The organism is Aeromonas sp. QDB56 (assembly GCF_027705505.1).
GTDB lineage: Bacteria > Pseudomonadota > Gammaproteobacteria > Enterobacterales > Aeromonadaceae > Aeromonas > Aeromonas caviae.
The window spans coordinates 1-25,105 of the sequence record NZ_JAPDBZ010000035.1 but is presented as its reverse complement, the minus strand read 5'-3'; the positions used below and the strand labels follow the sequence as shown (position 1 = coordinate 25,105).

Sequence of the window (25,105 nt, the reverse complement as noted above, 5' to 3'; positions counted from 1 at the left end):
CTTGCGGCGCCCGTTTCAGGATTGACATCATGAATGATTTGGCTGCCCTGCAGCAGACCCTCGCCCGGCAGCGGCAACGGGAGCGCCGTCGCTGGCACTGGCTCCTGCTGCTCACCCTGGTCCTGTGCATTACCCTGGTGCTCGACATCGCCACCGGCCCCTCCCTGTTGGCCCTGCACGACGTGATCGATGCCCTGGTTTCCCCCGCCCAGGCCGATCCCATGACCCGCACCATCGTCCACGACATGCGCTTGCCTATCGCCCTCATGGCCCTGGTGGTCGGCGCCTCCCTCGGCCTTGGCGGCGTGCAGATGCAGACCCTGCTGGACAACCCCCTCGCCAGTCCCTACACCCTGGGGCTCGCGGCGGCGGCGGGCCTGGGCGCGGCGCTCGCCCTCTACACCGGCGGCCTCGGGCTCTCCCCCCTAGTGGCCATCCCGGCCGGCGCCTTCATTGTGTGCATGTTTGCCGCCTGCCTGCTGTTTGGGCTGGCCATGATGCGCCATGTCAGCAGCCAGACCCTGATCCTGGCGGGCATCGCCCTGCTGTTCCTGTTCCAGTCCCTGCTCTCCCTGCTGCAGTTCCTCTCCTCCCCCGAGCTCAACCAGCAGATCCTGTTCTGGCTGTTTGGCAGCCTGATGCGCACCACTTGGGACTCCCTGATCATCACCGCCGTCGTCACCCTGATCTGCACCCTGCTCATCTACCGGGATGCCTGGGCCCTCACCAGCCTGCGCCTCGGGGAAGCCCGTGCCCGCAGCCTCGGAGTCAACGTCGACAGGCTGCGCATGAAGACCCTGGTGCTGGTCGCCCTGCTCACCGCCACCGCCACCAGCTTCGTCGGCTTCGTCGGCCTGGTGGCCCCCCATATCGCCCGCATGCTGGTGGGGGAAGATCAGCGCTTTTTGATCCCCCTCTCCGCCCTGTGCGGGGCCTGCATGCTCTCGGCGGCCTCGGTGCTCTCCAAGTCCATCATTCCGGGAGCCCTCTTCCCCATCGGCATCGTCACCGCGCTCATTGGCGTGCCCTTCTTCATCTGGTTGATCCTCGGCAGGGGGCGTAAACGTGCTTGAAATATCCCGACTCTCCCTCTCCCTCGGCCAGCAGACCCTGCTGCGGGATCTCAGCCTCACTCTGCATCCGGGTCAGGTCCATGTGATCATCGGCCCGAACGGGACCGGCAAGACCTCCTTGATGCGCACCCTCTTCGGCGAGCTGACCCCGGACAGTGGCGACATCCGCCTCGGGGACCAGAGTGCCCGCCAGATGACGCAGGCCAGGTGGCGCCAGCAGTTTGGCTACATGCCCCAGAACATCCAGCTGGAGCTGGATCTCAGCGTCATCGAGGTGGTGGTGCTCGGGCGCCTCGACAGCCTCTCCATGCGCCTCGCGGACGAGGACATACTGGCGGCCGGCCGCGCCCTGCAGGCGCTCGGCATCGCCCATCTGGCGGATCGCCCCCTCTACTCCCTGAGCGGCGGCCAGCGGCAGATGGTGCTCTTCGCCCAGGTGCTGCTGCGCGATCCCCGCATCATGATGCTGGACGAGCCGGTCAGCGCCCTGGACCTGCACCACCAGATGCAGCTGATGGAGCACCTGTGCCAGCAGACCCGGGATCAGCAGTGGATCACCCTGGTGGTGCTGCACGATCTCAACCTGGCCGCCCAGTTTGCCGATCAGCTGATCGTGCTGGCAGGGGGGGAGCTCCAAGCCTTCGGCCCCCCCGCCCGGGTGCTCGACGCGGCCCTCATCGAGCGCCTCTACCAGGTGCCGGTGGAGATAAGCCACGATCAGCGCGGCATCCCCTTCCTCAGAACCCTGCGAAAGACGTCATGACACAGTGCTGCGCCACCCCGGCGACCTCCTACCGACACGGTGGCGGGAGGCGACCATGAACGGCGCCTCCTACTGGCGGGACTGGCAGGGTATGAGCCCGGCCGCCCGCCTGCTCATCACCAATGGGCTCGCCTTCAACCTCGGCTTCTACATGATGATGCCCTTCCTCGCCCAGCACATGGGCAGCGGCCTGGGCCTGGCCGGCTGGGCCTGTGGCCTGGTCATGGGGATGCGGGTCTTCAGCCAGCAGGGGCTGTTCCTGCTAGGGGGGACGCTTGGGGATCGCATCGGCTATCACCCCGCCATCGTCTGGGGTTGCCTGGTGCGATCGGTCGGCTTCCTGCTGCTGGGCTGGGCCGAGTCCCTGCCCATACTGCTGCTGGCGGCGACCCTGACTGGCTTTGCCGGGGCCCTGTTCACCCCCTGCGCCCAGGCCTATCTGGCGAGCGAATGCCACAATCCGAGCCAGCGCCAGCGCGCCTTCGCCCTGCACAATCTCGCCAGCCAGGCGGGCATGCTGCTCGGCCCCCTGGTCGGCCTCACCCTGACCCAGCAGAGCTATGCCCTGACAGGGCTCTTGGCGGCGAGCCTCTTCGCCCTGCTCGGGGTGCTGCAGTATCGGGTGCTGCCCAAACGCCCGGTGGCCAACCAGAGACCGCGCGGCGCCATCTTGCGCCAGTGGGGGGACATCCTGCGCCAGCGCCCCTTCATGGGGTTCACCCTGCTCGCGGGCAGCTACCAGATCCTGTTCCACCAGCTCTATCTGGCCCTGCCCGCCCATATCCAGAGCCTGCCGGACGCCACCCGGCTGCTCGGCGGCGTCTTCACCCTCTCGGCGGTGATCGGCGTCCTGCTCCAGCTGCCGGCATCGCGCCTGGTGGAGCGCCGTCTGGGGGTGCCGCTCGCCATGGGGCTCGGCATAGGGCTGATGGGGCTGAGCTATCTCGCCCTGCCCCTGCTCTCCCCCTGGCCGACGGCAGGCGTGTTGACGCAGGTGGCCCTGCTTTCCCTGGGCTCCATCCTCTGCTTCCCGCTCTTTGCCGCCCAGCTGCCCCGCTACGCTCCCCCTGACCAGCTCGCCAGCTACTACGGCTTCTATGCCAGCGCCGGCGGCTGCATGGCACTCTTTGGCAACCTGCTTATCGGTTTTATGCTGGGGGACGCGGGCACCCGCCCCACCACCGCCATCTGGACACTGCTGGCCCTCGCCGGCCTGCTGGCTGGAGTTGGCCTCTATACCCAGCTGCGCAAGGATGGCCAGGTTCAGCCGGCCACCCATCAATAAACAGGGCGGCCTTGGCCGCCCGGTTTTATTCCCTTTCCTCCCCCTTCCACTTTCTGCCTTATCCGGCTAACCAGAACCTGTTTCAAGACCTTGCCAGATAAGCGAGCAAGCTCGGCTGTGCTCGATGAGCAAAGCAACATCGGACATGCACGATGGCGATAAAAAGGACGCCATCAGGCGTCCTTGCAGGTGAAAATAAGACCGGGTCAACTCCCCAGATGCAGCGCCAACCAGACCGCCAGCGGGATCACCACTATCGAGAGCGCGTTGCCGCCCAGCACTATGCTGGCCACCTTGTCGGGCTGGCACTGGTACTGCTCGCACAGGATGTAATTCAATACCGCCGGGGGCAGTGCCACCGAGAGTGTCAGCAGCGGGATCCAGGCAGGCTCCAGGGGCAGCAGCCAGACGGCGAGCCCAAGGGAGAGGCCCCCCGCCAGCAGATAGAGCAGGTTGCACTTGAGGGCCAGCCCCAGATGGCTCAGATCCCCCTCCATCAGCCTCACCCCCAAGGCAAACAGCATCAGGGGCACCGCTATCTGACCGAGCAGGGCGGCGCTGGTCACCAGGTATTCCGGCAGCGGGATATGCAGGTTGGCCACCAGCAGGCCGGCGAAGGCGGCACAGAGCACGGGGCTTCTCAGCCAGCCCCAGCGGGAGCTACTGGCCGAGAGGATAAACATGCCCACCGTGAAGTGGAGCAGGTTGGAGAGCACGAACAGGATGACGATGGCGCCGAGCTGCTGCTCGCCAAAGGCGAGCACCATCAGCGGAATGCCGAGGTTGCCCGTGTTGCGAAACATGGCGGGCAGGATCAGGGCCGCCCGCGCTATCTCCTTGAGCCTGAGCAGGGCGAGCAGCAGGCCAGGGAGCAAAATCACCAGGGCGCCAGCCGCGACAAGCGGCAGGTGCGCCGCCAGATCCAGCGGGTATTTCACCAGGGCCGAGAAGACCAGCGCCGGGGTAAAGAGCTCGATATTGGCCCGGTTGATGTAACCCAGGTCGCCACCCGGTCGCAGCCGCCCATAGAGGGCGCCGAGGCCCGCCACCGCAAACACCGGGATGACGATATTGAGCAGGGCGCTGAACATGGGGGCTCCCGATCAGAGTTCGCGGGCCGGACGTCCCATCAGCACCACGGGATCCAGGGTGACCTCCTGGCTGCCGTTGCTGACCCAGAGCTGGCCGTCGGAGATGGTGCAGGTGAGCTGCATGGTGCGCTCCACCATGGCCGCCAGCGGCAGGGTCTGGCTGTCGGAGAGCTCGATGACGCTCAGGTTGTCGTGCAGACCGAGCTTGCCCTGGTTCTGCTTCCACCAGACGCTGGTGCCACGGCCGCCGTAAAGGTAGAGCACTACCTGGCGGGAACGGTTGCACGCCTTCTTGAGGCGCTTCTCGTCCGGCTGGCCCAGCTCAATCCAGAGTTCAATCTCGTCGGAGTAGTTCTTGCGCCAGAGCTCGGGTTCGTCGTCGGCAGAGAGCCCCTTGGTGAACTCCAGCCGCTCGGCGGCATGCCAGGCGAAGGCCGCGAGGCGGATCATCATGCGCTCGTCGGTCTCGGAGGGGTGACGGGCCAGGGTGAGGGAGAAGTCCTGATAGAGATTGCGATCCATGTCAGACAAGCTGATCTGGGCCTTGAAGATGGTTGCCTTGAGCGCCATAGAAGTCGTGAACACCTGATAAAAGAGAAAGGGGCGGACATGCCGGGCGTCAGTGTAATCAAAATGGCCGCCGGGTTCGACCGTCTTGCGCTCCGTTTACCCCATCAGGGGCGGGCAAGTGCTTCAGAAGACACAAAAAACAAATGCCAGTCCGAGGACTGGCATTTGGCGGCATGAACGAGAGTGACTCACTTCTCGGCGGACTTGACCCCGAAGGCATTGAGCAGCAGGCAGCAGGTGACTGCCACGGCCACGAAGCCACTCAGAAAGATAAAGGGCATGGCCCCGTATCCCAATATGTTCCAGATGGTTTGTTCGAGCAGACTCATAGTGTGTCCTTCATCCAGTGAAATGGGTGTCCCTTTCGTGACGGGGTCGCCCCCGTTCCTGATGAGACTATTTGACCTCAACCCGCGCCTGAGTCCTATGCCACCAAAGTAATAAATGGGGCACCAGTTTGCGCCAGATCAAGGTTTTCCCCCTCCCCGCCCCGTTTTTCTTCGCGCCCCCGCCCCAAACCGGAAAGTTACGCCCAACAAAAAGCGAGGCGACCTTGGGGTCGCCTCGCTCGATGTATGCCGTCGAGAGCCATCAGTAGAAGGTCTGCTGCTCCGCCGCCATCGCTTTCAGCCGCGCACAGGGGGCGAAGCGGTCGCCAAAGCGCTTCTGATGGTGCTCAAGACGCCCCACCAGATAGTCGATGCCGAGGCTGTCCATGTAGCGGAACGGACCGCCCAGGAAGGGGGGGAAGCCGATACCGAAGATGGCGCCGATGTCGCCATCCCGGGCCGAGGCCACCACGCCGCCATCCAGGGCCATGGCAGCTTCGTTGAGCATCAGCAGCACGCAGCGCTCGGCGATCTCCTGCCTGGCCAGTTTGGCCTGGGGCTTGACGCCCAGCACGTCGTAGACGCTCGCGTCCACCGTCTTCTTGCCCTCCTTGCCGGTGAGCTTGTTGCGCGGGGCCGCCTTGCCATAGAGATAGAAGCCCTTGCCGTTCTTGCGCCCCTTGCGATCGTCTTCCAGCAGCTTGTCAAACGCCTTGGGGGCCTGGAACTGCTCACCACCCAGCTCCTTTTCGAGGATGGGGGAGATCTTGGCCCCCACGTCGATCCCCACCTCGTCCAGCAGGGTGATGGGCCCGACCGGGAAACCGAAGTCGAGCAGAGCGCCGTCCAGTACCTCCACCGGCTCCCCTTCCAGCACCAGGCGCGCCGCCTCGTTCATGTAGGGCGCCAGGATGCGGTTGACGTAGAAGCCCGCCTCGTCCTTCACCACGATGGGGGTCTTGCCCTGGGCCCGGGCGAAGGCCAGGGTGGTGGCCACCGTCTCGGCGCTGGTACCCGCGTGGGGAATGATCTCGGCGAGCGGCATCTTGTCCACCGGGCTGAAGTAGTGCAGCCCTACCACCCGCTCCGGATGCGTCGCCGCCGAGGCGATCTGGTGGATGGGCAGGGAGGAGGTGTTGGAGGCAAACACGGTGTGCTCGCTGCACTCGCGCTCCACGTCCTGCACCATCTGGTGCTTGAGGTTGATCTCCTCGAATACCGCTTCCACCACCATGTCCACCCGGTGGAAACCGGAATAGTCCAGGGTGCCGGTGAGCAGGCTCATCTGTTTCTCCAGCTCGCTGCGCAGCAGTTGGCGACGCTTGAGCTTCCTCGCGAGAAGGTCGTAGCTGTAACGCATGGCATTGCCGATGCCGGCGTTCGCCACATCCTTGATCCGCACCGGTACCCCCGCCTTGGTGGCGGTGACGAAGGCGATGCCGCCCCCCATCAGGCCGCCCCCCAGCACGGCGGCATGACCCACCTTGCGTGGCTCGGCCCCCTGATAGCTCACCTCTTTTTTCATCTCCGTGGTGGCGAAGAAGAGGGAGCGCAGGGCGGCGGATTCCGGCGTCATCACCAGCTCGCCGAAGTGGCGAGCCTCGGCCTGCAGGCCGGCCTGCATCCCCTCCTCCACGCCGATGCGCACCACCTCGATGATGCGCTCCGGCGCCGGGTAGTTGCCCCGGGTCTTGGCCTTGACCCCCTTGCGGGCCTGATCGAACAGCACCTTGCGACCAAATTTGTTGGTCTCCAGCACCTTGCCCTGCAGATCCCGTTTCAGGTGGTGGCGCGGCTTGCCCTTCTTGGCAAGCTTGATGGCGGCTTCCAGCAAAATGGACGGGGGCACCATGTCATCCACCAGCCCGAGCTTCCTGGCCTGTTTGGCCCGCACCTGCTTGCCGGTCAGCATCAGATCCAGTGCCTTGGCCACCCCGATGAGGCGCGGCAGGCGCTGGGTACCGCCGGAGCCCGGCAGCAGGCCGAGCTGCACTTCCGGCAGGCCCAGCACGGTTTTACCGTGATCGGTCACCACCCGGCCATGACAGGCGAGCGCCAGCTCCAGCCCGCCGCCAAGGCAGGGGCCGTGAATGGCGGCGATCACCGGGATCCCCAGGGCTTCGATCTCGGCGAACACGTCCTGTCCGGCCCGGGACAGCGCTTCGGCATCCTGGGCGCTGGTGCAGGCCGCCAGCATGGCGATGTCGGCCCCGGCGACGAAGGAGTCCTTCTTGCCGGAGACGATCACCAGGCCGATCAGATCCCCGTTCCCCTTTACCTCGGCCAGCAGAGTGCGGATCTCGTCCGCAAAGGAGGCCTTCAGGGTGTTCATGGTCTCACCGGGCACATCCATGGTGAGGATGCCGATGCCGTCTTTGCGAATATCCAGAGAAAAAGTCTTGGCACTCATCATTCCACCTCCAGCACCATGGCCACACCCAGCCCACCCGCGGCACAGGCGGTGTTGAGCCCCAATCCCCCACCCCGGCGCCGCAGTTCATGCAGGGTCTGGGTGATCATGCGCGCCCCGGTGGCGGCAAAGGGGTGACCAAAGGCCAAAGAGCCGCCGAGCACGTTGAATTTGTCCATGTCCACCTCGCCGATGGCCTGATCCCGGCCCAGCCTGTCACGGGCAAATTCGGCGCTTGCAAACATCTTGAGGTTGGCGAGCGTCTGGGCAGCAAACGCTTCGTGCATGTCGATGAGGGTCAGATCCCCAAGGGTGATGCCGGCACGGTCCAGAGCCAGCGGCGTGGCATAGGAGGGGCCCATCAGCATGTCCTGCCATACGTCGATGGCGGAAAACGCGAAGCTGCGAATGTAGCCCAGCGGCTCCAGACCGAGCTCGCGGGCACGCCCTTCACGCATCATCAGCACGGCGGCGGCGCCGTCGGTGAGCGGAGTGGCGTTGGCGGCGGTCACCGAGCCGTGAGCCCGGTCAAACACCGGCTTGAGCTTGGCGTAGCTCGCCAGATCCGAGCCTTCGCGGATGTTGTTGTCCCGCTCCAGCGGCGACTTGTAGGGGGGCACGTGGGCGGTGAACACCTCGCCACTCAATTTACCCTGCGCCCAGGCTTCGGCCGCCAGGGTGTGGGAGCGGTGGGCCAGCGCATCTTGCGCCTCGCGGCTGATCTGGTGGGTCTTGGCCATCTGCTCGGCGGTCTGCCCCATGGAGAGACCGGTGGAGTACTCGGCCACGGCCGGGGGCACCGGCAGCAGGTCCTTCAGACGCAGGCGACGCAGGATGTTGAAACGCTGCTGAAGGTTGCGCGCCTTGTTGAGATCCACCAGGGCGCGGGCCAGAGACTTGCTGACCCCGATGGGCAGTACGGAAGAGGAGTCGGCACCGCCGGCGATGGCGATGTCCACCGTGCCGGCCATGATGGACTCGGTGACGTTGGCCACCGCCTGGAAACTGGTGGCGCAGGCGCGCGACACGCTATAGGCATCGGTGCTGACGCTCATGCCGGTGCCGAGCACGATCTCGCGAGCGATGTTCGGCGCTTCCGGCATCTGCACCACCTGGCCGAACACCAGTTGGTCGATGAGCATGGGATCGAGATCGGTGCGAGCGAGCATCTCGCTCACCGCCAGTTTGCCGAGATCCACCGCAGGCACGCCGTGAAAAGCGGTGGCCTGCTTGGCAAAGGGGGTGCGCAGACCCGCCACGACGGCTATCCGTTCGCCCTGGCGAGTCGTCAGTTTCAATGGCTGTTTCATCCTGGCTCCTTGGGTTGAAAAGGCAGAGGTCAGACCTCATTGCGCCACATCTTAACAATCCACTCACAACTTTCATACAGCTGATTGAAACTAAATTGTCCCCATCTTGCCACCCTCCCTCGCCCTTGCGGGCCAACTGGGGTATAAAAAGATCAACTTCCATAAAAACAACGGGTTTATCGCATGGCAGCGGCCGAGTTCAGAGCACTTGGAAACTATCTGGGCAGCCAGATCCTGGGACAGGGCCCCCTCATCGAGGGGCTGCTGATCGCCCTGTTATGTGAAGGACATGTGCTGATCGAGGGGGCCCCCGGTCTTGCCAAGACCCGGGCGGTCAAGGCGCTGGCCGGGGCCGTGGAGGGGCGCTTTGCCCGTATCCAGTTCACCCCGGATCTGCTGCCCGCCGATCTCACCGGCAGCGAGGTCTTCCACCCCCAGGATGCGAGCTTCGTGTTTCAACCCGGTCCTCTGTTCAACCATCTGGTGCTGGCGGACGAGATCAACCGAGCGCCGGCCAAGGTGCAGTCCGCCCTGCTGGAGGCCATGGCCGAGCACCAGATCACCGTGGGCAAGAAGAGCTGGCGCCTGCCCTCCCTCTTCATGGTTGCCGCCACCCAGAACCCCATCGAGCAGGAAGGGACCTATCCCCTGCCGGAGGCCCAGCTCGATCGCTTCTTGCTCAAGCTGCTGGTGGATTACCCCAGCCCCGCCATGGAGCTGGCCATCCTCCAGCTCAACGCCCGCGGCGACGCCCTGCCGACGCCGCCGGTCACCCTCAGCCAGTCCGACCTGCTGGAAGCCCGCACCGCCGTTCAAGGGGTACAGATGCAGGGGCGCCTCGAGCACTATCTGGTGCAGCTGGTGTGCGCCACCCGCCCCGGCAGCGGCCTGTGCCCCGAGCTAGACCCCCTGGTCGCGGTGGGGGCCAGTCCCAGAGCCAGCATCGGCCTCGCAAGAGCCGCACGGGCCCGCGCCTGGCTTGCGGGGCGCGACTTCGTGCTGCCCGAGGACATCCAGCAGCTGGCCCCCGCCGTGCTGCGCCACCGCCTCATCCCGAGCTACCAGGCCCTGGCGGACAACCTCGATAGCGAGGCGCTCATCACCCTGCTGCTGGATGCCGTTCCATGCCCCTGAGCCTTCGTCAGCCCATGGTCTCCTCGCCCCCGAGGCCCCGGCAGTCATGACCCGCGCCGCCGAGCCCCGGGATCACCCCGACATCGCCCTCACCCTCGACCGCCTGCTGGCGGTGCGGCTCTGGGCGCGGCAGGGCGAGCGGGCCCGCATTCACCAGGCGCGCCAGGGACGCGTCAGGCGCCAACCTGGCCTGAGCTTTCGCGAGCTGCGCCTCTATCAGGCCGGAGACGAGGTGCGCCACATCGACTGGCGGGTCACCGCCCGCCTCGGCCGCCCCCACACCCGCCTCTACGGGGAGGAGCAGGAGCAGGCCCACTGGCTGCTGCTGGATCTCTCCCCCACCATGTACTTCGGCTCCCGCGCCCAGCTCAAGGCCCGCCTCGGCTGCGAGCTCGCGGCCGCCCTGCTCTGGCAAGGGGAGAAGCAGGCCAACACCCTGATCTGTCACGGCATGGACACCCGTCCCCTGCACCAACGCGGCCCCCTCATCCCCTTGCTGGAGGCGCTCTGCCACCACTACGAGGCGGGGCTGGATCGCGCCCCCCAGCCCCAACTCCTGGCCCAGACCCTGGCGCGGCTCACCCTGCCCCATGGCGCCAGGCTGACCCTGATAAGCCACCACCAGGCGCCGGACAAGACGCTGTGCCAGCTGTTGCAGCGCCTTCGCCTGCGCCACGACATCCACTACTGGCAGATCCGGGACCCCCTGGAGGCGGCCCTGCCCGACCAGGGGCAACTGGCGGTGCAATCGGGCAGGCGCAGCGGCTGGCTCGATGGGGGGCAACCCCGCTTTCGCGCACGCTACCAGACAGCGGCCAGGGAGCAGGCGGCGGCCAGCCAGCAGCAACTGCTGCCCCTGGTGACACGCCTCTACCGCCTCGACAACGGCGCATCGCTGCAACGCCAGTGGCAGGAGGGTGGATGCCGTCTGTTCTGAACGCCGCCCCCGGGAGCGGGCCGACTTCCCCGCCGACCCCCTTGCAGGGGATCCAGGCCCAGCTTCGCGACATCCATCCGGGGCCGCCCCTCGAGACCGAGCTCGATCCCCGCCTGCCTGCCCTGGGGTGGCTGCTGATCGCGGCCATCGCCGCCTGGCTGATCTGGGCCACGGTGCTCACCCTGTGGCGCCAGCGCCGCTGGGCGCGCCAGATCGAGTGGCAGGCCGACGATCTCGTGCCCAGGCTGCACGAGACGCTGCGGGAGGCGGCCATGGCCCGCTGGCCCGAGGCGGCCTCCCTGCAGGGAGAGGCCTGGATCGCCTGGCTCGACGAGAAGGGCGGCGGCGATTTTGGCCAGTTTGCCTCCCAGTGGCCCCGCTGGCTCTATGGCTCACAGAAGCCGGACGAGGGACAGCGGGCAAGGCTGCGCCGCGCCTACCTCCGCTGGGGGCGCCGCTGCGTCAGCAGGCCGGGGCTACCGTCACTGAGACGGGACGCAGGACGCGCCCGGAGAGTCCCATGATCCTCGCCTGGCCCTGGTTCGCCCTCGCCCTGGTCCTGCCGCTGCTGGTGCGCTTCGGCCTGCCGCCCCTGGCAGGGGGCGGTCGCGCCAGGCTCTCCCACATCGGTTTTCCTCTGCTCCAGCCCCAGGCGGGGCAGCCGTTCTGGCGCATGGCGCTCTGCTGGTGCGCCCTGGTGCTGGCCCTGTGCCGCCCCCAGTGGCAGGAGGCCCCCGTCATCCACTACCAGAGCAGCCGGGATCTCATCCTGGCGGTGGATCTCTCCGACAGCATGCGCACCCAGGACATGCTGGACGAGGGGGAACAGAAAGACAGGCTGGCCGCGGTGCGCCAGCAGATCGACGGGCTCATCGCCGCGCGCCCCGGCGATCGCATCGCCCTCATCGTCTTCGCCGATCACGCCTATCTGCTCTCCCCCCTGACCCAGGAGACCGGGGCCCTGCTCGCCCTCACCCGCGAGCTCGACTTCGATCTGGCAGGGCGCACCACGGCCCTCGGCGAAGCCCTGCTGCTGGCCCGCCAGCACGCCGACCCCACCCGCCCCACCGCCCTGCTGCTGGTGACGGACGGGCGCAACACCTCGGGCAACGCGGATCCCCTGACCGAGGCCAGACTGGCCGCGGCCGCCGGCATCCGCCTCTATACCCTGGGGGTGGGCGCCGATCCCGACACCTTTGCCGCTCCCGCAGGGGACGCCGATCCCAGCGCCGAGCTGGATGAAGCCCTGCTGCAGCAGCTGGCCCGGCTGGGGCAGGGCCGCTATTTTCGCGCCCGCAACCAGGGGGAGCTGACCGCCATCAACCAGGCCCTCGACGCCCTGGAGCCCGCCGCTCGTCCCCAGACCCTCTATCGACCCCGCCAGGAGCTCTACCCCTGGCCACTGGCCCTGGCCTGGCTGCTGCTGGCTTGGCCCGCCCGCTGGCCGGGGCGTCTGCGTCCGACACGGGAGCGGCCCCATGGGTGATCATTCCCCCCGGAGGGCCCCCTGATGGAATTCACCCTGCTGCGCCCGCTCTGGCTGCTGGCCCTGCTCCCCTGGCTCTGGCAGGGGTGGCGGCGCCGTCGCTCGCCCGAGCTGCTCTCCCCCGCCATGCAGGCCTATCTGCTGCCGGCCCGGCGCCGGGCCATTCCCTGGCTCTGGCTCGCCAGTCTGCCGGTGATCCTGGCGCTCTCGGGCCCCGCCCTGCGCCAGCAGAGCCTCGCCATCCAGAGCCCGGCCCTGGATCTCTGGCTGCTGGATCTCTCCGACTCCATGCAGGCGCAGGATCTGGCGCCGGACCGGGCAACCCGGGTGAGGCTGGGATTGCAGGAGATGCTGGCCGACATAGCGCGGCAGGACGCGGCCCATCCCATCGCCCTCATTCTATTTGCCGGGGATGCCTACCTCGCCATGCCGCCGACCCGGGATCATCAGGCCGTCGCCCTGCTGCTGCCGGACCTGCGCCCGGCCATCATGCCCATTCAGGGCAGCGCCCCCGAGCGGGCCGTGGCCCTGGCCCTCGCACAGATCCCCCCAGGCCAGTCCGCCCGCCTGCTCCTCGTCACCGACGGCCTGTCGCAGACGCAGCGCGAACGCATCGCCGCTCTCTGGCCCTGTCTGGACGACCTCTTCTGCCCCCAGGGAACCTCCCCCCGCCTCGACATTCTGCTGGCCAGCGGCGGCCAGGAGACACAGCTGCCCGCCGCCGAGCACAGACAGCTCGGAAGCCCCACCCTGCCGGCCCCCGACGCGGCGGCCATGGCGCGGCTCGCGGCCAGCACTGGGGGGACGCTGCAGTGGCTGCAGACAGGCCTGCCCCGCTTCGCCCCCCTGCCCATGAGCCAGACCCTCACCCAGGTGCAGTCCCGGGATCTCGGCCCCTGGCTGCTGATCCCCCTGCTGCCCCTGGCGCTGCTGGCGCGCATCGGCGCCCACTGGCTGATCGTGCTCATGGCCATCGGCCTCTGCCCGCCTCCCCTGCAGGCGGCTGGCTCCTGGCAGGACCAGCAGGGCTGGCGCACCTTCCAGCAGGGCCGCTATCAGGAAGCGGCCAGGACCTTCCAGGATCCCGTCTGGCAAGGCAATGCCTGGTACAGGGCCGGCGACCATGCCAGGGCCGTGGCCGCCTATGGCCGCGCCGACAGCGCCACCGCCCATTACAACCGCGGCAATGCCCTGGTCTGGCTCGGGGATCTCGCGGCCGCCGAGCAGGCCTATCTGGCCGCCCTCAAGCGGGAGCCCGGCCATCAGGATGCCCTGCACAACCTGGCCCTGCTGCGGGCCGGCGCACCCCAGGCAGCCCCCCAGACACAGCCCGCCGATCCCGGCGAGCGTCCCGACCCTTCGCACGCATCGGATACCCCCCGCCCTCCTGCCCCCCCCGTGCTGCTGCTGGAGCAGCGCCTGCGCAAGGAGGCACAGCGCCGCCCCCTTCTCAAGGTGGAGGAGCCCTGGTGATCCCCTGCGTTCGCTCATGCCTCTCATCTGTCCACGCCTGGACCGGCTGGCTGCTGGTTGTCCTCCTGCTGGCCTTGCCAGCACAGGCCGCGCCCCCTCGCGTCGAGCTGCTGCCGGGGGCAAAGGAGAGCGACTGGCTGCTCATCGTCGAAGCCGACGGGGAGCGGCGCGATGACGAGCTCGACCTGCGCCCCCTGCTGCGCCAGTTTGCGGTGGGCCGGGTCAGCATCAGCCGCGTCCATACCCAGACCCGCCGCCTGACCCGCTGGCAGATCCCCCTGCACCTGCTGGACACCAGCCCGCGCCTCGTGCCCCCCCTGCCCCTCGGAACCGAATTCACCCCGCAGCGCCCCCTGACGGCACGCCGGGCAGCCGGCACCCTGGTGCCCCTCCCCGCGCAGCTCGTCTCCCCCGTCGAGCTGCAGGCCCAGGTGCTGCACCAGGGCCCCCTCTACCCGGGCCAGCCCTTCATCTATCAGTTGAGCCTGTGGCTGCCGGCCAACCTGGAGGCCCCCCATCTCGGTGAGCCCGCCGCCCCCGCCTTCACCATCCGCCGCCTCGGCGACGATCGCTGGGAGTCCCCCGCGAGCCCCGGCATGCCCGGGCGCCTGACCCGCAAGTGGCTGCTGCAGGCCAGGGAGCCCGGACAGCACGCCATCGAATCCCCCCGCCTGGAGGGACGACTGCCGGACGCCGCCGCGCCGACGGGGACGGAGGAGCGGCTGTCCGCCAGGGCGACCACCCTCTTCGTCAAGGTGGACAAGGCCCCCCTGGAGCCGGTGGCAAGCAGCCTGGTACTGCGCCAGCGGCTCAGTCCGCCCCGGGCCCGGGTCGGCGAGCCCGTGATCCGCACCCTCACCCTGGTGATGGAGGGAGGGGACGGCAGCCGCCTGTCCCCGCTCCCGGCACCGCCCCTGCCCGCCGACCTCTCCATGCAGCCGGACGGCGAGCAGCAGCAGGAGCGCTTCGTGGCCGAAGGGGTGCTGCGCTTCGAGCGCCAGTGGCGCCAGGCCCTGACCGCAGGGGCGGCGGGTTCCTATGCGTTGCCGGCGCAGACCCTGCGCTGGTTCAACACCCGGAGCGGACGCATCGAGGAGGCCCAACTGCCCGCACAGATCCTGGTGTTCGAGGCCGGCGCAGGCGAGGCCGCCGCCCCGCCACCGGGTACGCAGAGCCTCTACTGGGTGGTGATGGCGATCTTGCTGCGCGCCTGGTGGCGGCGCTGGCCACGCTGGCTCGCCTTCTATCGCCTGCAGCGCGCCCTCGCCGCCCGCGCGCCGGACGCGGCCAGACGGGCCCTGCTGGCCTGGGCGGCGCTGCGCTGGGGTACCCCCTGCCTGCACCTGGCCAGCCTGCCCTGTCACCGGGACCCCGTCATGGCCCCCCTGCTTGACGGGCTGGATCGGGCCTGTTTCGGCCCGCCTCAGGCCGTCGGCGACACGCTGCACTGGCAGGCGCTGGCCCGGGAGCTGTGCACCCGGGAGACCTTTGCGATAGCCTATGCTCTTGGCAAGCTGGCCTGGCGACGTTCCTGACGCCTGCCGGGAGCCACTCATGCAAAAGGACATCCCTTCATGGCGTTAGGTTTTTTTAGAAAAAAGAAGGCGGGAACGGGAAAGGATCCCTCGGCCAACCCGGTCTATCAGGAGATGGCAGACAGACAAACCAAATACGAGGCCCTGGTGCACGCCCTGCACGGGGACATCTACCGCTACACCTACTGGCTGTGCCGGGATCCGCAAATCGCCGAGGATCTGGTGCAGGAGACTTTCCTGCGCGCCTGGAAGGCGATAGATACCCTGCTGGACGACAAGGCTGCCAAGGCGTGGCTCATCACCATATTGCGGCGGGAGAATGCCCGCCGCTTTGAGCGAAAGCAGTTCGATCTCGTCGATCTCGACGAGCACCCCCTGCGGGATCAGGGTGTCCTGCCAAGCGAGCAGGAGATGGAGCACGAATGGCTCAGGCGCCACATCGCCCGCCTGCCTGCCGAGTATCAGGAGCCGCTGCTGCTGCAGGTACTGGGGGGATTCAGCGGGGAGGAGATCGCCGAGCAACTCGGCCTGAACAAGAACACCGTCATGACAAGGCTGTTTCGCGCTCGCAACCAGATAAAAGAGGCCATGGAGTCTGCGAAACAACAGAGAGGACACACCAATGGATGAGCTTGAATTTCGCCGCCGGGCCATCACTCACCCCTCGGACAGGGATCCCGCCTTCTTGAAAGCCGCCGAGGCGTCACCGGCCAATCGCAAGCATCTGGACGAGATGCAGCAGCTCGAGCGCCAGGTGCGCAGCACTCTGGAAGTGGACGTACCGGCCGGTCTTGCGGAGCGGATCCTGCTCAGGCAGGCGATGGCAGCCGAAGAGGAGCAGGTGGTCCCGCTGCCCGTCACTCCTGCACGCACGCAATGGCGCGCTCTGGCCATCGCAGCCTCGGTCGCCTTCCTGCTCGGCATGAGCACCCGCTGGATCAGCTGGCCTGTGGCACCGGACACCCTGTCGCTGGCTCAGGTCGCCATGTCCCACGTTTATGGGGAAGAGCCCTTCATTCATGCGGTGGATGAGCGGGTCAGCCTGCACACCATCAACGCAAAAATGGAGAAATATGGTGCCACCCTGAGCGAGATGCCGGGCATGAAGGTAACCTATGTCAACCACTGCGCCTTCTACCAGGGACCGGCCCTGCACATGGTGCTCCAGGGCAAGATGGGACCGGTCACCCTGTTCCTCGTCCCCAAGCATCTGCCACTGACGATCCAGTCCGATTTTGCAGACGGGACCCTCAAGGGGGAGATACTGCCGCTCAAGGGGGCCAACATGGTGCTCATCGGAGACATGCAGGAGCCCCTCGCCCCGGTTGCCCGCCAGCTTGAGTCACGCCTGCACTGGTCCATTTAACAGACCTTGACCCAGGCTGACTCGTCCTCCGCCTCAGCCACATCACAGGCAGACATCCTCATTGTCTGCCTGTTCATCCCCACATCCCCGCATGTTCCCGCCCATTGCCCGCGCGAAGTCACATTTTTACTATTTATTTTAAATGACGCAAACGGCACCATTTGTGCTTTATTTATCCAACAATAGATAAATTAGCCTAATAAAACGGCAAGTTAAAACAAATGATTAACACAATGGAAACTTTTATGTATTCTGCTGTCACTGGTCTGATTTCTTACCTCCTACCAGATCCATAGAATCACGCCAGCAATGAATGGGAAGAAGCTGACATAACAACAGATCATGTCGTCAATAGCCGCCAAAGAGCCGCGATGTCGACAGAAAATCTGCTACAAAGAGAGAACACTATGACGACTGCCTTTTTCAAGAAAAGCCTGATCGCTGCGGCCGTGACCCTGGCCAGCACCCAGACCTTCGCCGCCGCGTTCCAGCTGAACGAGCACTCGGCCTCCGGTCTGGGCCGTGCCTATGCCGGTGAAGCCGCCATCGCCGACAATGCAGCCGTGCTGTCCCGCAACCCGGCAGCCATGACCACCTTCGACAAGATGGCTCTGTCTTTCTCCGGCACCTATATCAAGCCCGATGTGGATGTGGAGGGGAAAATTGCAGGTGCTATTCCGGCTAGCGAGAGCGACATCGCCCCCGATGCCTTCGTGCCGGCCAGCTACTTCATCCAGCCCCTGAACGATCAGTGGGCCTGGGGGATCGGCCTCTTCTCCAACTACGGCCTCTCCACCGAATATTCCAAGACCTTCGCGGCCGGTGCTGGTGCCGGTGACACCGAGCTGCTGACCTTCAACATCAACCCCAACATCGCCTATCGCATCAACTCCAGCTTCAGCGTCGGTGCCGGCATCAATGCCGTCTACTCCGCCGCCGAGCTGAACCGTTATGCCGGTGCGCTCTCCGCTGCCATTCCGGGTGCCAACTCCGATACCCGTCTGGCTCACCTGAAGGGCGACACCTGGGGCTTTGGCTGGAACGTCGGTACCCTGTACGAGATCAACGAAAACAACCGCCTCGCCCTGACCTACCGCTCCCAGGTCGACTTGAGCTTTGACGGCGACTTCCAGGGCGCCACCTCCCTCAACCGGGTCGTCGACAGCAACCTGAAGCTGGATCTGCCAGCCCAGGCCGAATTCGCCGGCTATCACCGTCTGAACCAGCAGTTTGCCGTGCACTACTCCGTCAACTGGACCGACTGGAGCGCCTTTCAGGAGCTGAAAGCAACAAGTTCAGGATGTAATATGCCTGGCCAACCAGGTGTATGCCTCAATAAACCGGAAAAGTTCAAGGACTCCACCCGTTACTCTCTGGGCGGTACCTGGTACGTCAACCCGTCCTGGGAAGCCCGTATCGGCTTTGCCTACGACAACACCCCGATCGAGCCGGAATACCGCAGCCTGAGCATTCCTGACTCCGACCGTATCTGGTACAGCGCCGGTGCCACCTACCACATCAATCCGGACATGAGCCTCGACTTCGGCATGGCCTATCTGGACGGCAAGGAAGTAGACGTGAACGAAGGCCTGCGCAACCACAGCGATGCGCTGCGCTGGAAGGGCACCTCTCACGGCAACGCCCTGCTGGCTTCCGCCCAGTTCAACATGAAATTCTGATTTTCACGTCATCATCGAGAGCGCCCCAGGGCGCTCTTTTTTTATCCAATTTCGCCAATTGAGCGCACAGCTGTAGTAAACAACTGTACTCTTTTCTTTTTTTATCAAGCTGTTATGGGTATTTCTTTCAGCATTTAATCCCGTTTTGCCGCACGTTCCCCTCTCCCCGTTGCCTTGCTGGTCATACCATATAAAATCCCGGCCCCAACCGAATAACAGAATGAACACCCAGTTCATCCCGAGGAAAGTCCATGCATCCGACGTTCAAACCCTCCCTCATAGCCCTCTTGCTGCTGTCGAGCCAGGTGCAGGCTGCCGGCTTCCAGCTCGCGGAGCAATCCGCCACCGGCATGGGGCGTGCCTTCGCGGGTGAAGCCGCCATCGCCGACAATGCCAGCGTGCTCTCCCGCAACGCCGCCGCCATGACCCGATTCGATACCCTGGCCTTCTCCGGCGGCGTCATCCACGTGCACCCCGACGTCAACATAGAGGGCACCACCCGGGTGCCTACCCCCCAGGGGCCGGTCAGTCTGGATGCCGGAGCCCACGACATTGCGGGTGACGCCTGGGTACCCAACGCCTATCTCATCGTGCCCCTCAACGAACAATGGCGCCTCGGACTTGCCGCCACCTCCTATTACGGACTCGGGGTCAAGATGCCGGACAACTACAACGCCGGTCACTTCGGCAACGTCTCCGACATCAAGACCATGGATCTGGGGGCCTCCCTGGCCTATCGCATCAACCGCATCTGGTCCGTCGGGGCCGGTCTCTCCGCCATTCAGGGGGAAGGGGAAGTGGGCGGCACTTTCCCCTCCAACAACCAGATAGCCAAGCACCTGAAAGGGGATGGCTGGGCCATGGGCTGGAACCTGGGCACCCTGCTTGAGTTGTCGCAAGCAACCCGCATCGGTCTCTCCTATCGCCACGACGTGACCCTGACCCTCTCTGGTGACGCCATCGGCATCGATCAGAAGGGCCAGCCCTTCACCGATACCGGCAGCTTGGATCTGCCTCTGCCCGCCACCGCCGAGCTGGCCCTGTTCCATCAACTCACCCCGGCCCTGGCGCTGCATTCGAGCATCAACTGGACCAACTGGAGCAAGTTCGTGCAGCTCGAATCCGAGCTCGACCACCACGGCACCATGCACATCAAAGAGGAGCACTGGGAAGACAGCTGGCGCTATGCGCTGGGGATGACCTACCAGCTGGCCCCCCAGTGGCAACTGCGCTCCGGTATCGCCTACGACCGCAGCCCGGTCCCGGCGGATCGCCGCACCATCTCCATCCCCGACTCGGATCGGGTCTGGTACAGCGCTGGCGTGGGCTACCAGATTGACCGTCACCTCTCGCTGGATCTGGGGCTGACCCTGATCGACGGCAAGAAGGTGGACGTGAGCGAAACCATGCAGCTCAGGCCCGGCATCCCCCAGACCACCTCCACTTTCAATGGCACCTCGGAAGGGGATGCCTGGCTCGCCGGCCTGCAGCTCAACTACCTGTTCTGACACCCCGGGTTTCCTGACAAATAGTATGCCAGTTGTTGACCTTCCCGACCGGTCGGCACTGGCATAGTGATCCGCTTCACCATAGAATCAAGCCTGTAACCATGGTGGAGAGACGCATGTATTCCTATGTAGCAAGGCAGCCCATTCTGGATCGGGAGTTGAACACCCAAGCCTATGAGCTGCTGTTTCGCGACAGCCTGGACAATGTATTTCCCTCCGTCTCCGCACAGCAGGCCACTTCCAGGCTGGTTGCCGAGCAGTTCTTGCAGCAGAACATCGACCATCTCATCGGAGATCACCCCTGCTACATCAATTTCCCCCACTCCCTGTTGCTGGATGGATTGGCCGAATGCCTCCCCCGTGACAAGGTGGTGATCGAGATCCTGGAGGATGCCGAGCCCGACGATGCGCTGCTGGAAAAAGTGATCCAGCTCTATGGGCTGGGCTATCGGTTGGCGCTGGATGACTTCACCATGGTCTCAGACTGGGACAGGTTCCTCCCCTACATCCATATCATCAAGTTCGACCTGCGCAGCACGCCGCAACCCTGCATAGAGCACTTCATGGCGAATCATCGCCACCTGCCCCTCACCTATCTGGCCGAGAAAGTCGAGGATCAGGCCGAGTTCGAGCGGATGAAGCAGCTCGGCGTCACCCTGTTCCAGGGATTTTTCTTCAGCCGCCCCCAGATGGTGCAACAGCCCACCATACCGCCGGCCCAGCTGGTGGTGATGCAGCTGCTCGAGGTGGTCAATCAGACCGAACCGGATCTGGACAAGATTGAGAAACTGCTCAACCAGGATCTCACCCTCTCCCTCAAGCTGCTGCGCTACATCAACCACCTCAAGCGTTTCCCCCAGCCCATCGCCTCGTTTCGCCAGGCCGCAAGTTCCCTGGGGCACGCCCAGCTCAAGCGCTTCGTCGCCCTGATCGCCGCCACCAGTGCGGGAAGTGAAAAGAGCGCCGAACTCCACCAGATGTCCCTCATCAGAGCCCGGTTCTGCGAACTGCTGGCCCAGACCCATGCGCCCGCAGAGCAGGCACAGCAAGCCTTTGTCACCGGCCTCTTCTCCCTGCTGGACGTGCTCATGGGTGAACCGCTGGATCAGCTGCTCGGCTCCATTCCCCTGACCGACGACATTCGTGCCGCCCTGCTCACCCGCAAGGGCAAGCTCGGGTTCTACCTGGCGTTCTGTGAAGATTTCGAGAAAGCCGACTGGCAGCGGGTCGCCGCCAACACCGTCCGGCTCGGCCTCAACGAAGAGAAGGTCAGCCACCTCTATCTGAGCGCCACCGCCTGGGTCAACCAGCAGCTTCAGGCCATGGAAGAGCAACCGGTCCACTCCCGCCAGACATGACAACGTCCCTCTTGAAGGGACGTTGTCATTTCATCAACCCGCAGCAATCTCACCCACGCATTCAGCCTGCCTCGATGGCGATGGCCGTTGCCTCCCCTCCCCCGATGCACAGGCTCGCCACCCCTCGTCTGAGCCCGCGGGCACGCAGGGCATGGATCAGGGTCACCAGGATGCGGGCGCCACTGGCGCCAAGAGGGTGCCCCAGCGCACAGGCCCCGCCGTTCACGTTCAACTTGTGATGGGGAATGCCGCACCCGGCCATGGCCAGCATGCTCACCATGGCGAATGCCTCGTTCACCTCGAACAGGTCCACCTCCTCCACCGACCAGCCCACCCGGGCCAGCAACTTGTCGATGGCGCCGACGGGGGCACTGGTAAACTCCGCCGGCAAGGCGGCGTGACTCTGGTAACCCACTACCCTGGCCAGCACCGGCAATCCGAGCCGGGCAGCGGTCTCGCCCCGCATCAGCACCAGGGCTGCAGCTCCGTCCGAGATGGAGCTGGCATTGGCCGCCGTGATGGTGCCGTGCTTGGTGAAGGCCGGCTTGAGGCCGGGGATCTTGTCGGGCCTGGCCTTTCCCGGTTGCTCATCCTCGGCCAGCAGCAGGGTGTGGTCAGCGGTCATGACGGGAGCCAGTTCCGCGGCAAATGCACCGCTGCGCTGCGCCGTCAGCGCCCGCTCCAGGGAGGCGATGGCAAAGGTATCCATGTCGGCCCGGGTCAGTCCGCTGCGATCGGCACTCAACTGGGCGTAATGACCCATCAGATGGCCTTCGTAGGCATCTTGCAAGCCGTCCAGGAACATGTGATCGAGCACGCTCTGATGCCCCATGCGAAAACCGCTGCGCGCCTTGTCCAGCAGATAGGGGGCGCGGCTCATGCTCTCCATGCCCCCCGCCACCACGACCTCGGCCTCCCCCAGGCGCAGGCTGTCCGCGGCCAGCATCACCGCCTTCATGCCGGAGCCGCACACCTTGTTGATGGTGGTACAGGGCACGCTGTCCGGCAGCCCCCCCTTGAGCGCCGCCTGACGGGCTGGCGCCTGGCCGACCCCTGCGCTCAGCACGTTGCCCATATAGACCTCATTGACCTGCTCCCCCGTCATCCCGGCCTGCGCCAGCGCGGCGCGGATGGCGCAGGCGCCAAGCTCGGGGGCACTGAGCCCGCTCAAGGCCCCCTGGAAGGCCCCCATGGGGGTACGTTTGGCCGCCACAATCACGATATCCATCGATAGCACTCTCCTTGTTACGTCGGGATAACATATGCCGCGGCCGCGACAGGAACAAGACTTGCGGGGAAGTTGACGTTTGGGTAAGGTGCCAGCCTGCATTGACAACCAGATGGCAGCCAAGACAGCCCCATGACCAAATCCAGGGACGACACCCGCACCTTCAGCATCAGCGAACTGGCTCGCGAGTTCGATGTGACCACCCGCAGCATCCGCTTCTACGAGGATCAGGGCCTGCTCAACCCGACCCGCCAGGGACAGCACAGGATCTACAGCCGTCAGGACAGGGTGCGGCTCAAGCTGACCCTGCGTGGCAAGCGTCTGGGCTTCAGCCTCGCAGAGATCCGGGAGCTGTTCGATCTCTACGATGCGGACAAGAGCAGCCGCTCCCAGTTGCAGACCATGCTGGGGCTGGTGGCCGACAAGCGGGAAACCCTGCAGCAGCAGCTGGAAGATATCCAGATGGTCCTGTTGGAGCTGGAGGCGGCCGAACAGCGCTGCCGCCAGGCCCTGGCACACCTCTCTCCCTGAGTTACGCAGACGGGTGAGGCGAGCGGTGAACACCGCCAGCAAATAGACACAAATGAAAGAGGGAGGCTTAAAGCCTCCCTCTTGTCATGCATGGTGGACGACCGATATCAGGCCTCCTTGCTCCAGCGGTTCGGATCGTAATCCGGGCTGTAGCGATCGACGATGATGGCACAGGCCGCATCGCCGGTGATGTTGAGCGCGGTGCGGATCATGTCGAACAGACGATCCAGCGCGAACAGCAGCGGCAGACCCTCGATGGGAATCCCGGCCGCCAGCAGCACGGCAACCACCAGGAAGCTCGGGCCCGGTACACCGGCCTGACCGATGGCACCCAGGGTGGAGGTGACGATGATCGCCGCCCAGGCACCCATGGAAAGATCGATGTTATAGACCTGGGCGAAGAAGATGGCGACCAGGCCGTAATAGATGGCATTGCCGCTCATGTTGATGGTGGCGCCCAGCGGCAGCACGAAGGAAGCGGTGGCGTTGGTCACCTTCAGATCGCGCTCGCAGGTCTCCATGTTGACCGGCAGGGTCGCCATGGAAGAGGCGGTGGAGAAGGCCACGATCTGCGGTTTCTTCATCGCGGAGAAGTACTTGCGTACCGGCGTGTTGGAGAAGAACGCGATCAGCAGCGGATAGACCACGAAGCCGAAGATGAGGATGGCGGCGACATAGACGACGAACAGCTTGAGCACCAGGGTCAGCACGTCGAAGCCGTAGGTGCCGATGGCGTCGGCCATCAGGCCGAAGACGCCGATGGGGGCGATCAGCATCACCTTGTTGATCATCCAGACGAAGGCGTCCACCAGGGTGTTGAGCCCGTCCACCAGCGGCTTGGAGCGCTCGCGGGGCTGCTTGGCCAGGGCGATGCCGAGGAACATGCAGAACACCAGGATCTGCAGAATGTTGGCCTCGTTCAAGGCGCTGAACACGTTGGTCGGGATCATGCCAAGCAGGGTGGCCACCGCATCGGGCAGTGCACCCTTGTCGGCGTAGTCGCCGGAGAACATGGCGGCGGTGGCGCCAAAGTCAACACCCACACCGGGTTTGAACACCTGACCCATCACCAACGCCAGGAACACCGCCAGTGCGGAGGTGCCGAGGAAGAAGGCGAGCGTGGTGACGCCAATCTTGCCAGCAGCGGGGCTGGCCCCCAGGTTGGCGGCCCCGGACAGGATGGCCACCGCTACCAGCGGGATCACCAGCATCTTGATCAGCTGGATAAACAGGGTGCCGAGCGGCGCAAACACCGTGGCTTGCTCTCCCATGAGCGCCCCGACCAGCGCGCCCAGCACCATGGCCACCACTACCTGGAAGCCGATGTTTTTGATTAATCCTTTTGTTAACACAGAATGTTCCTTTATTTAGCAATTACTCACACTTTTACAGCGTAAATGACCACCCAGAGCGTCAAATCCTCTCCATTGCTCTGGCGGTGCGCTTTATCTCATATTTGCGTCCCGTTTTACATCAGAATCCGTTAACGAAATGCATTGATAACTTTATGAGAAAGTAAAGCCTCAAAAAAGACACGGCTGTTTTTGCTCCTTTTACCATGACAACATCCAAAACAGTGTGCTACGTTGGCTCTGCAAACGTGCATACAGGGAAGAAAAGATGCTGAAAGTTAACGAGTATTTTGACGGAAATGTTAAATCCATCGGTTTCGAGCAAAAAGGCGAGAAAGCTACCGTTGGTGTGATGGAAGCGGGCGAGTACCTGTTCAATACCGCCGCCCCGGAGCGCATGACGGTGATCAAGGGCGCCCTCACCATCCAGCTGGCCGACGAAGATGAGTGGCACACCTACCAGCAGGGGGAATCCTTCGACGTGGCCGGTCACTCCTCCTTCAAGCTGGAAGTGAAGATCGCCTCCGCCTATCTGTGCGAGTTCCTCGACTGATGTATCACGGGCGCCATGGGATGCCGAGCGGCTCCCCCATGGCGCGCCTCTCCCACGCCCATCTTAAATGCGAAAGGGGACTCCCTCCGACGTAGGTGGGAGGGGAATTTCGCCGGGGCGTCAGCCCCGCTGGT

Annotated in this window: 23 protein-coding genes; 16 read left to right on the top strand and 7 right to left on the bottom strand. The window is 65.0% G+C overall.

Translation table 11 applies throughout. The annotated features are described in order from the left end of the window. Positions 1 to 29 precede the first annotated feature (29 nt). From OKB81_RS08030 to OKB81_RS08020, 3 genes are read left to right on the top strand one after another with little or no spacing between them, the layout of a single operon-like run. Positions 30 to 1,073 (top strand): FecCD family ABC transporter permease, encoded by a 1,044-nt coding sequence (locus OKB81_RS08030; RefSeq protein WP_052815034.1) that lies wholly within the window; start codon positions 30 to 32, stop codon positions 1,071 to 1,073. After that, entirely contained in the window at positions 1,066 to 1,836 is a 771-nt protein-coding gene (locus tag OKB81_RS08025; protein ID WP_052815035.1) for an ABC transporter ATP-binding protein, read from the top strand. The genes OKB81_RS08030 and OKB81_RS08025 overlap by 8 nt, the downstream gene beginning before the upstream one ends. Positions 1,837 to 1,891: 55 nt before the next feature. Further along, on the top strand, positions 1,892 to 3,121 hold the full coding sequence (locus OKB81_RS08020; RefSeq protein ID WP_052815036.1) for an MFS transporter: 1,230 nt from the start codon (positions 1,892 to 1,894) through the stop codon (positions 3,119 to 3,121). 206 nt (positions 3,122 to 3,327) lie between these two features. Here the strand turns inward: OKB81_RS08020 and OKB81_RS08015 are convergent, their stop codons facing one another. The 5 genes from OKB81_RS08015 to fadI form a co-directional block, all read right to left on the bottom strand. Then, positions 3,328 to 4,212 (bottom strand): AEC family transporter, encoded by an 885-nt coding sequence (locus OKB81_RS08015; RefSeq protein WP_052815037.1) that lies wholly within the window; start codon positions 4,210 to 4,212, stop codon positions 3,328 to 3,330. 12 nt (positions 4,213 to 4,224) lie between these two features. Continuing rightward, positions 4,225 to 4,782, bottom strand: a complete 558-nt coding sequence (locus tag OKB81_RS08010) for a YaeQ family protein (RefSeq protein ID WP_052815038.1) — start codon at positions 4,780 to 4,782, stop codon at positions 4,225 to 4,227. A gap of 188 nt (positions 4,783 to 4,970) precedes the next feature. Further along, the gene (locus OKB81_RS08005; RefSeq protein ID WP_005325161.1) at positions 4,971 to 5,111 is read right to left on the bottom strand and encodes a TIGR02808 family protein; all 141 of its coding nucleotides are present in this window, start codon (positions 5,109 to 5,111) and stop codon (positions 4,971 to 4,973) included. A gap of 262 nt (positions 5,112 to 5,373) precedes the next feature. Next, the gene (fadJ, locus tag OKB81_RS08000; RefSeq protein ID WP_198498060.1) at positions 5,374 to 7,521 is read right to left on the bottom strand and encodes a fatty acid oxidation complex subunit alpha FadJ; all 2,148 of its coding nucleotides are present in this window, start codon (positions 7,519 to 7,521) and stop codon (positions 5,374 to 5,376) included. Next, entirely contained in the window at positions 7,521 to 8,831 is a 1,311-nt protein-coding gene (fadI, locus tag OKB81_RS07995) for an acetyl-CoA C-acyltransferase FadI (protein ID WP_270805200.1), read from the bottom strand. The genes fadJ and fadI overlap by 1 nt, the downstream gene beginning before the upstream one ends. A gap of 183 nt (positions 8,832 to 9,014) precedes the next feature. On the opposite strand from fadI, the gene OKB81_RS07990 reads away from it, so the two are divergent. From OKB81_RS07990 to OKB81_RS07940, 11 genes are all read left to right on the top strand, one after another. Continuing rightward, positions 9,015 to 9,965 carry an AAA family ATPase gene (locus tag OKB81_RS07990; RefSeq protein ID WP_270805199.1) on the top strand — a complete coding sequence of 317 codons (951 nt, stop codon included), beginning with the start codon at positions 9,015 to 9,017 and terminating at the stop codon, positions 9,963 to 9,965. Between the two features lie 46 nt (positions 9,966 to 10,011). Beyond that, entirely contained in the window at positions 10,012 to 10,902 is an 891-nt protein-coding gene (locus OKB81_RS07985; RefSeq protein ID WP_270805198.1) for a DUF58 domain-containing protein, read from the top strand. Further along, on the top strand, positions 10,887 to 11,426 hold the full coding sequence (locus OKB81_RS07980; protein WP_270805197.1) for a DUF4381 domain-containing protein: 540 nt from the start codon (positions 10,887 to 10,889) through the stop codon (positions 11,424 to 11,426). The genes OKB81_RS07985 and OKB81_RS07980 overlap by 16 nt, the downstream gene beginning before the upstream one ends. Further along, positions 11,423 to 12,388 carry a VWA domain-containing protein gene (locus tag OKB81_RS07975; protein ID WP_270805196.1) on the top strand — a complete coding sequence of 322 codons (966 nt, stop codon included), beginning with the start codon at positions 11,423 to 11,425 and terminating at the stop codon, positions 12,386 to 12,388. The genes OKB81_RS07980 and OKB81_RS07975 overlap by 4 nt, the downstream gene beginning before the upstream one ends. A 24-nt stretch (positions 12,389 to 12,412) precedes the next feature. Continuing rightward, the gene (locus tag OKB81_RS07970; RefSeq protein ID WP_270805195.1) at positions 12,413 to 13,861 is read left to right on the top strand and encodes a tetratricopeptide repeat protein; all 1,449 of its coding nucleotides are present in this window, start codon (positions 12,413 to 12,415) and stop codon (positions 13,859 to 13,861) included. Further along, positions 13,858 to 15,396, top strand: a complete 1,539-nt coding sequence (locus OKB81_RS07965) for a hypothetical protein (protein ID WP_270805194.1) — start codon at positions 13,858 to 13,860, stop codon at positions 15,394 to 15,396. Before OKB81_RS07970 ends, OKB81_RS07965 begins: the two co-directional genes overlap by 4 nt. A 39-nt stretch (positions 15,397 to 15,435) precedes the next feature. Further along, positions 15,436 to 16,026 carry a sigma-70 family RNA polymerase sigma factor gene (locus tag OKB81_RS07960; protein WP_270805193.1) on the top strand — a complete coding sequence of 197 codons (591 nt, stop codon included), beginning with the start codon at positions 15,436 to 15,438 and terminating at the stop codon, positions 16,024 to 16,026. Beyond that, a complete protein-coding gene (locus tag OKB81_RS07955) occupies positions 16,019 to 16,762 on the top strand; it encodes a DUF3379 domain-containing protein (RefSeq protein ID WP_041215209.1) in 744 nt (247 codons plus the stop codon). Before OKB81_RS07960 ends, OKB81_RS07955 begins: the two co-directional genes overlap by 8 nt. 407 nt (positions 16,763 to 17,169) lie before the next feature. Then, positions 17,170 to 18,441 (top strand): outer membrane protein transport protein, encoded by a 1,272-nt coding sequence (locus OKB81_RS07950; RefSeq protein ID WP_270805192.1) that lies wholly within the window; start codon positions 17,170 to 17,172, stop codon positions 18,439 to 18,441. A 251-nt stretch (positions 18,442 to 18,692) separates the two neighbouring features. Beyond that, a complete protein-coding gene (locus tag OKB81_RS07945) occupies positions 18,693 to 19,949 on the top strand; it encodes an outer membrane protein transport protein (RefSeq protein ID WP_113070304.1) in 1,257 nt (418 codons plus the stop codon). 116 nt (positions 19,950 to 20,065) lie between these two features. Next, entirely contained in the window at positions 20,066 to 21,307 is a 1,242-nt protein-coding gene (locus tag OKB81_RS07940; protein WP_270805191.1) for an EAL and HDOD domain-containing protein, read from the top strand. A 61-nt stretch (positions 21,308 to 21,368) separates the two neighbouring features. On the opposite strand, the gene OKB81_RS07935 is transcribed toward OKB81_RS07940, so the two are convergent. Continuing rightward, positions 21,369 to 22,535 (bottom strand): thiolase family protein, encoded by a 1,167-nt coding sequence (locus tag OKB81_RS07935; RefSeq protein WP_270805190.1) that lies wholly within the window; start codon positions 22,533 to 22,535, stop codon positions 21,369 to 21,371. A 132-nt stretch (positions 22,536 to 22,667) separates the two neighbouring features. On the opposite strand from OKB81_RS07935, the gene OKB81_RS07930 reads away from it, so the two are divergent. Then, on the top strand, positions 22,668 to 23,066 hold the full coding sequence (locus OKB81_RS07930) for a MerR family transcriptional regulator (RefSeq protein ID WP_010674655.1): 399 nt from the start codon (positions 22,668 to 22,670) through the stop codon (positions 23,064 to 23,066). Between the two features lie 107 nt (positions 23,067 to 23,173). Here OKB81_RS07930 and OKB81_RS07925 read toward each other — a convergent pair whose 3' ends face one another. Beyond that, positions 23,174 to 24,418, bottom strand: a complete 1,245-nt coding sequence (locus OKB81_RS07925) for a dicarboxylate/amino acid:cation symporter (protein WP_160837787.1) — start codon at positions 24,416 to 24,418, stop codon at positions 23,174 to 23,176. Positions 24,419 to 24,686: 268 nt separating this feature from the next. Here OKB81_RS07925 and ppnP point away from each other — a divergent pair, with 268 nt between their 5' ends. Beyond that, complete coding sequence (gene ppnP, locus OKB81_RS07920) at positions 24,687 to 24,971, top strand: pyrimidine/purine nucleoside phosphorylase (RefSeq protein ID WP_010674653.1); 285 nt, start codon at positions 24,687 to 24,689, stop codon at positions 24,969 to 24,971. The last annotated feature ends 134 nt before the right edge of the window (positions 24,972 to 25,105 follow it).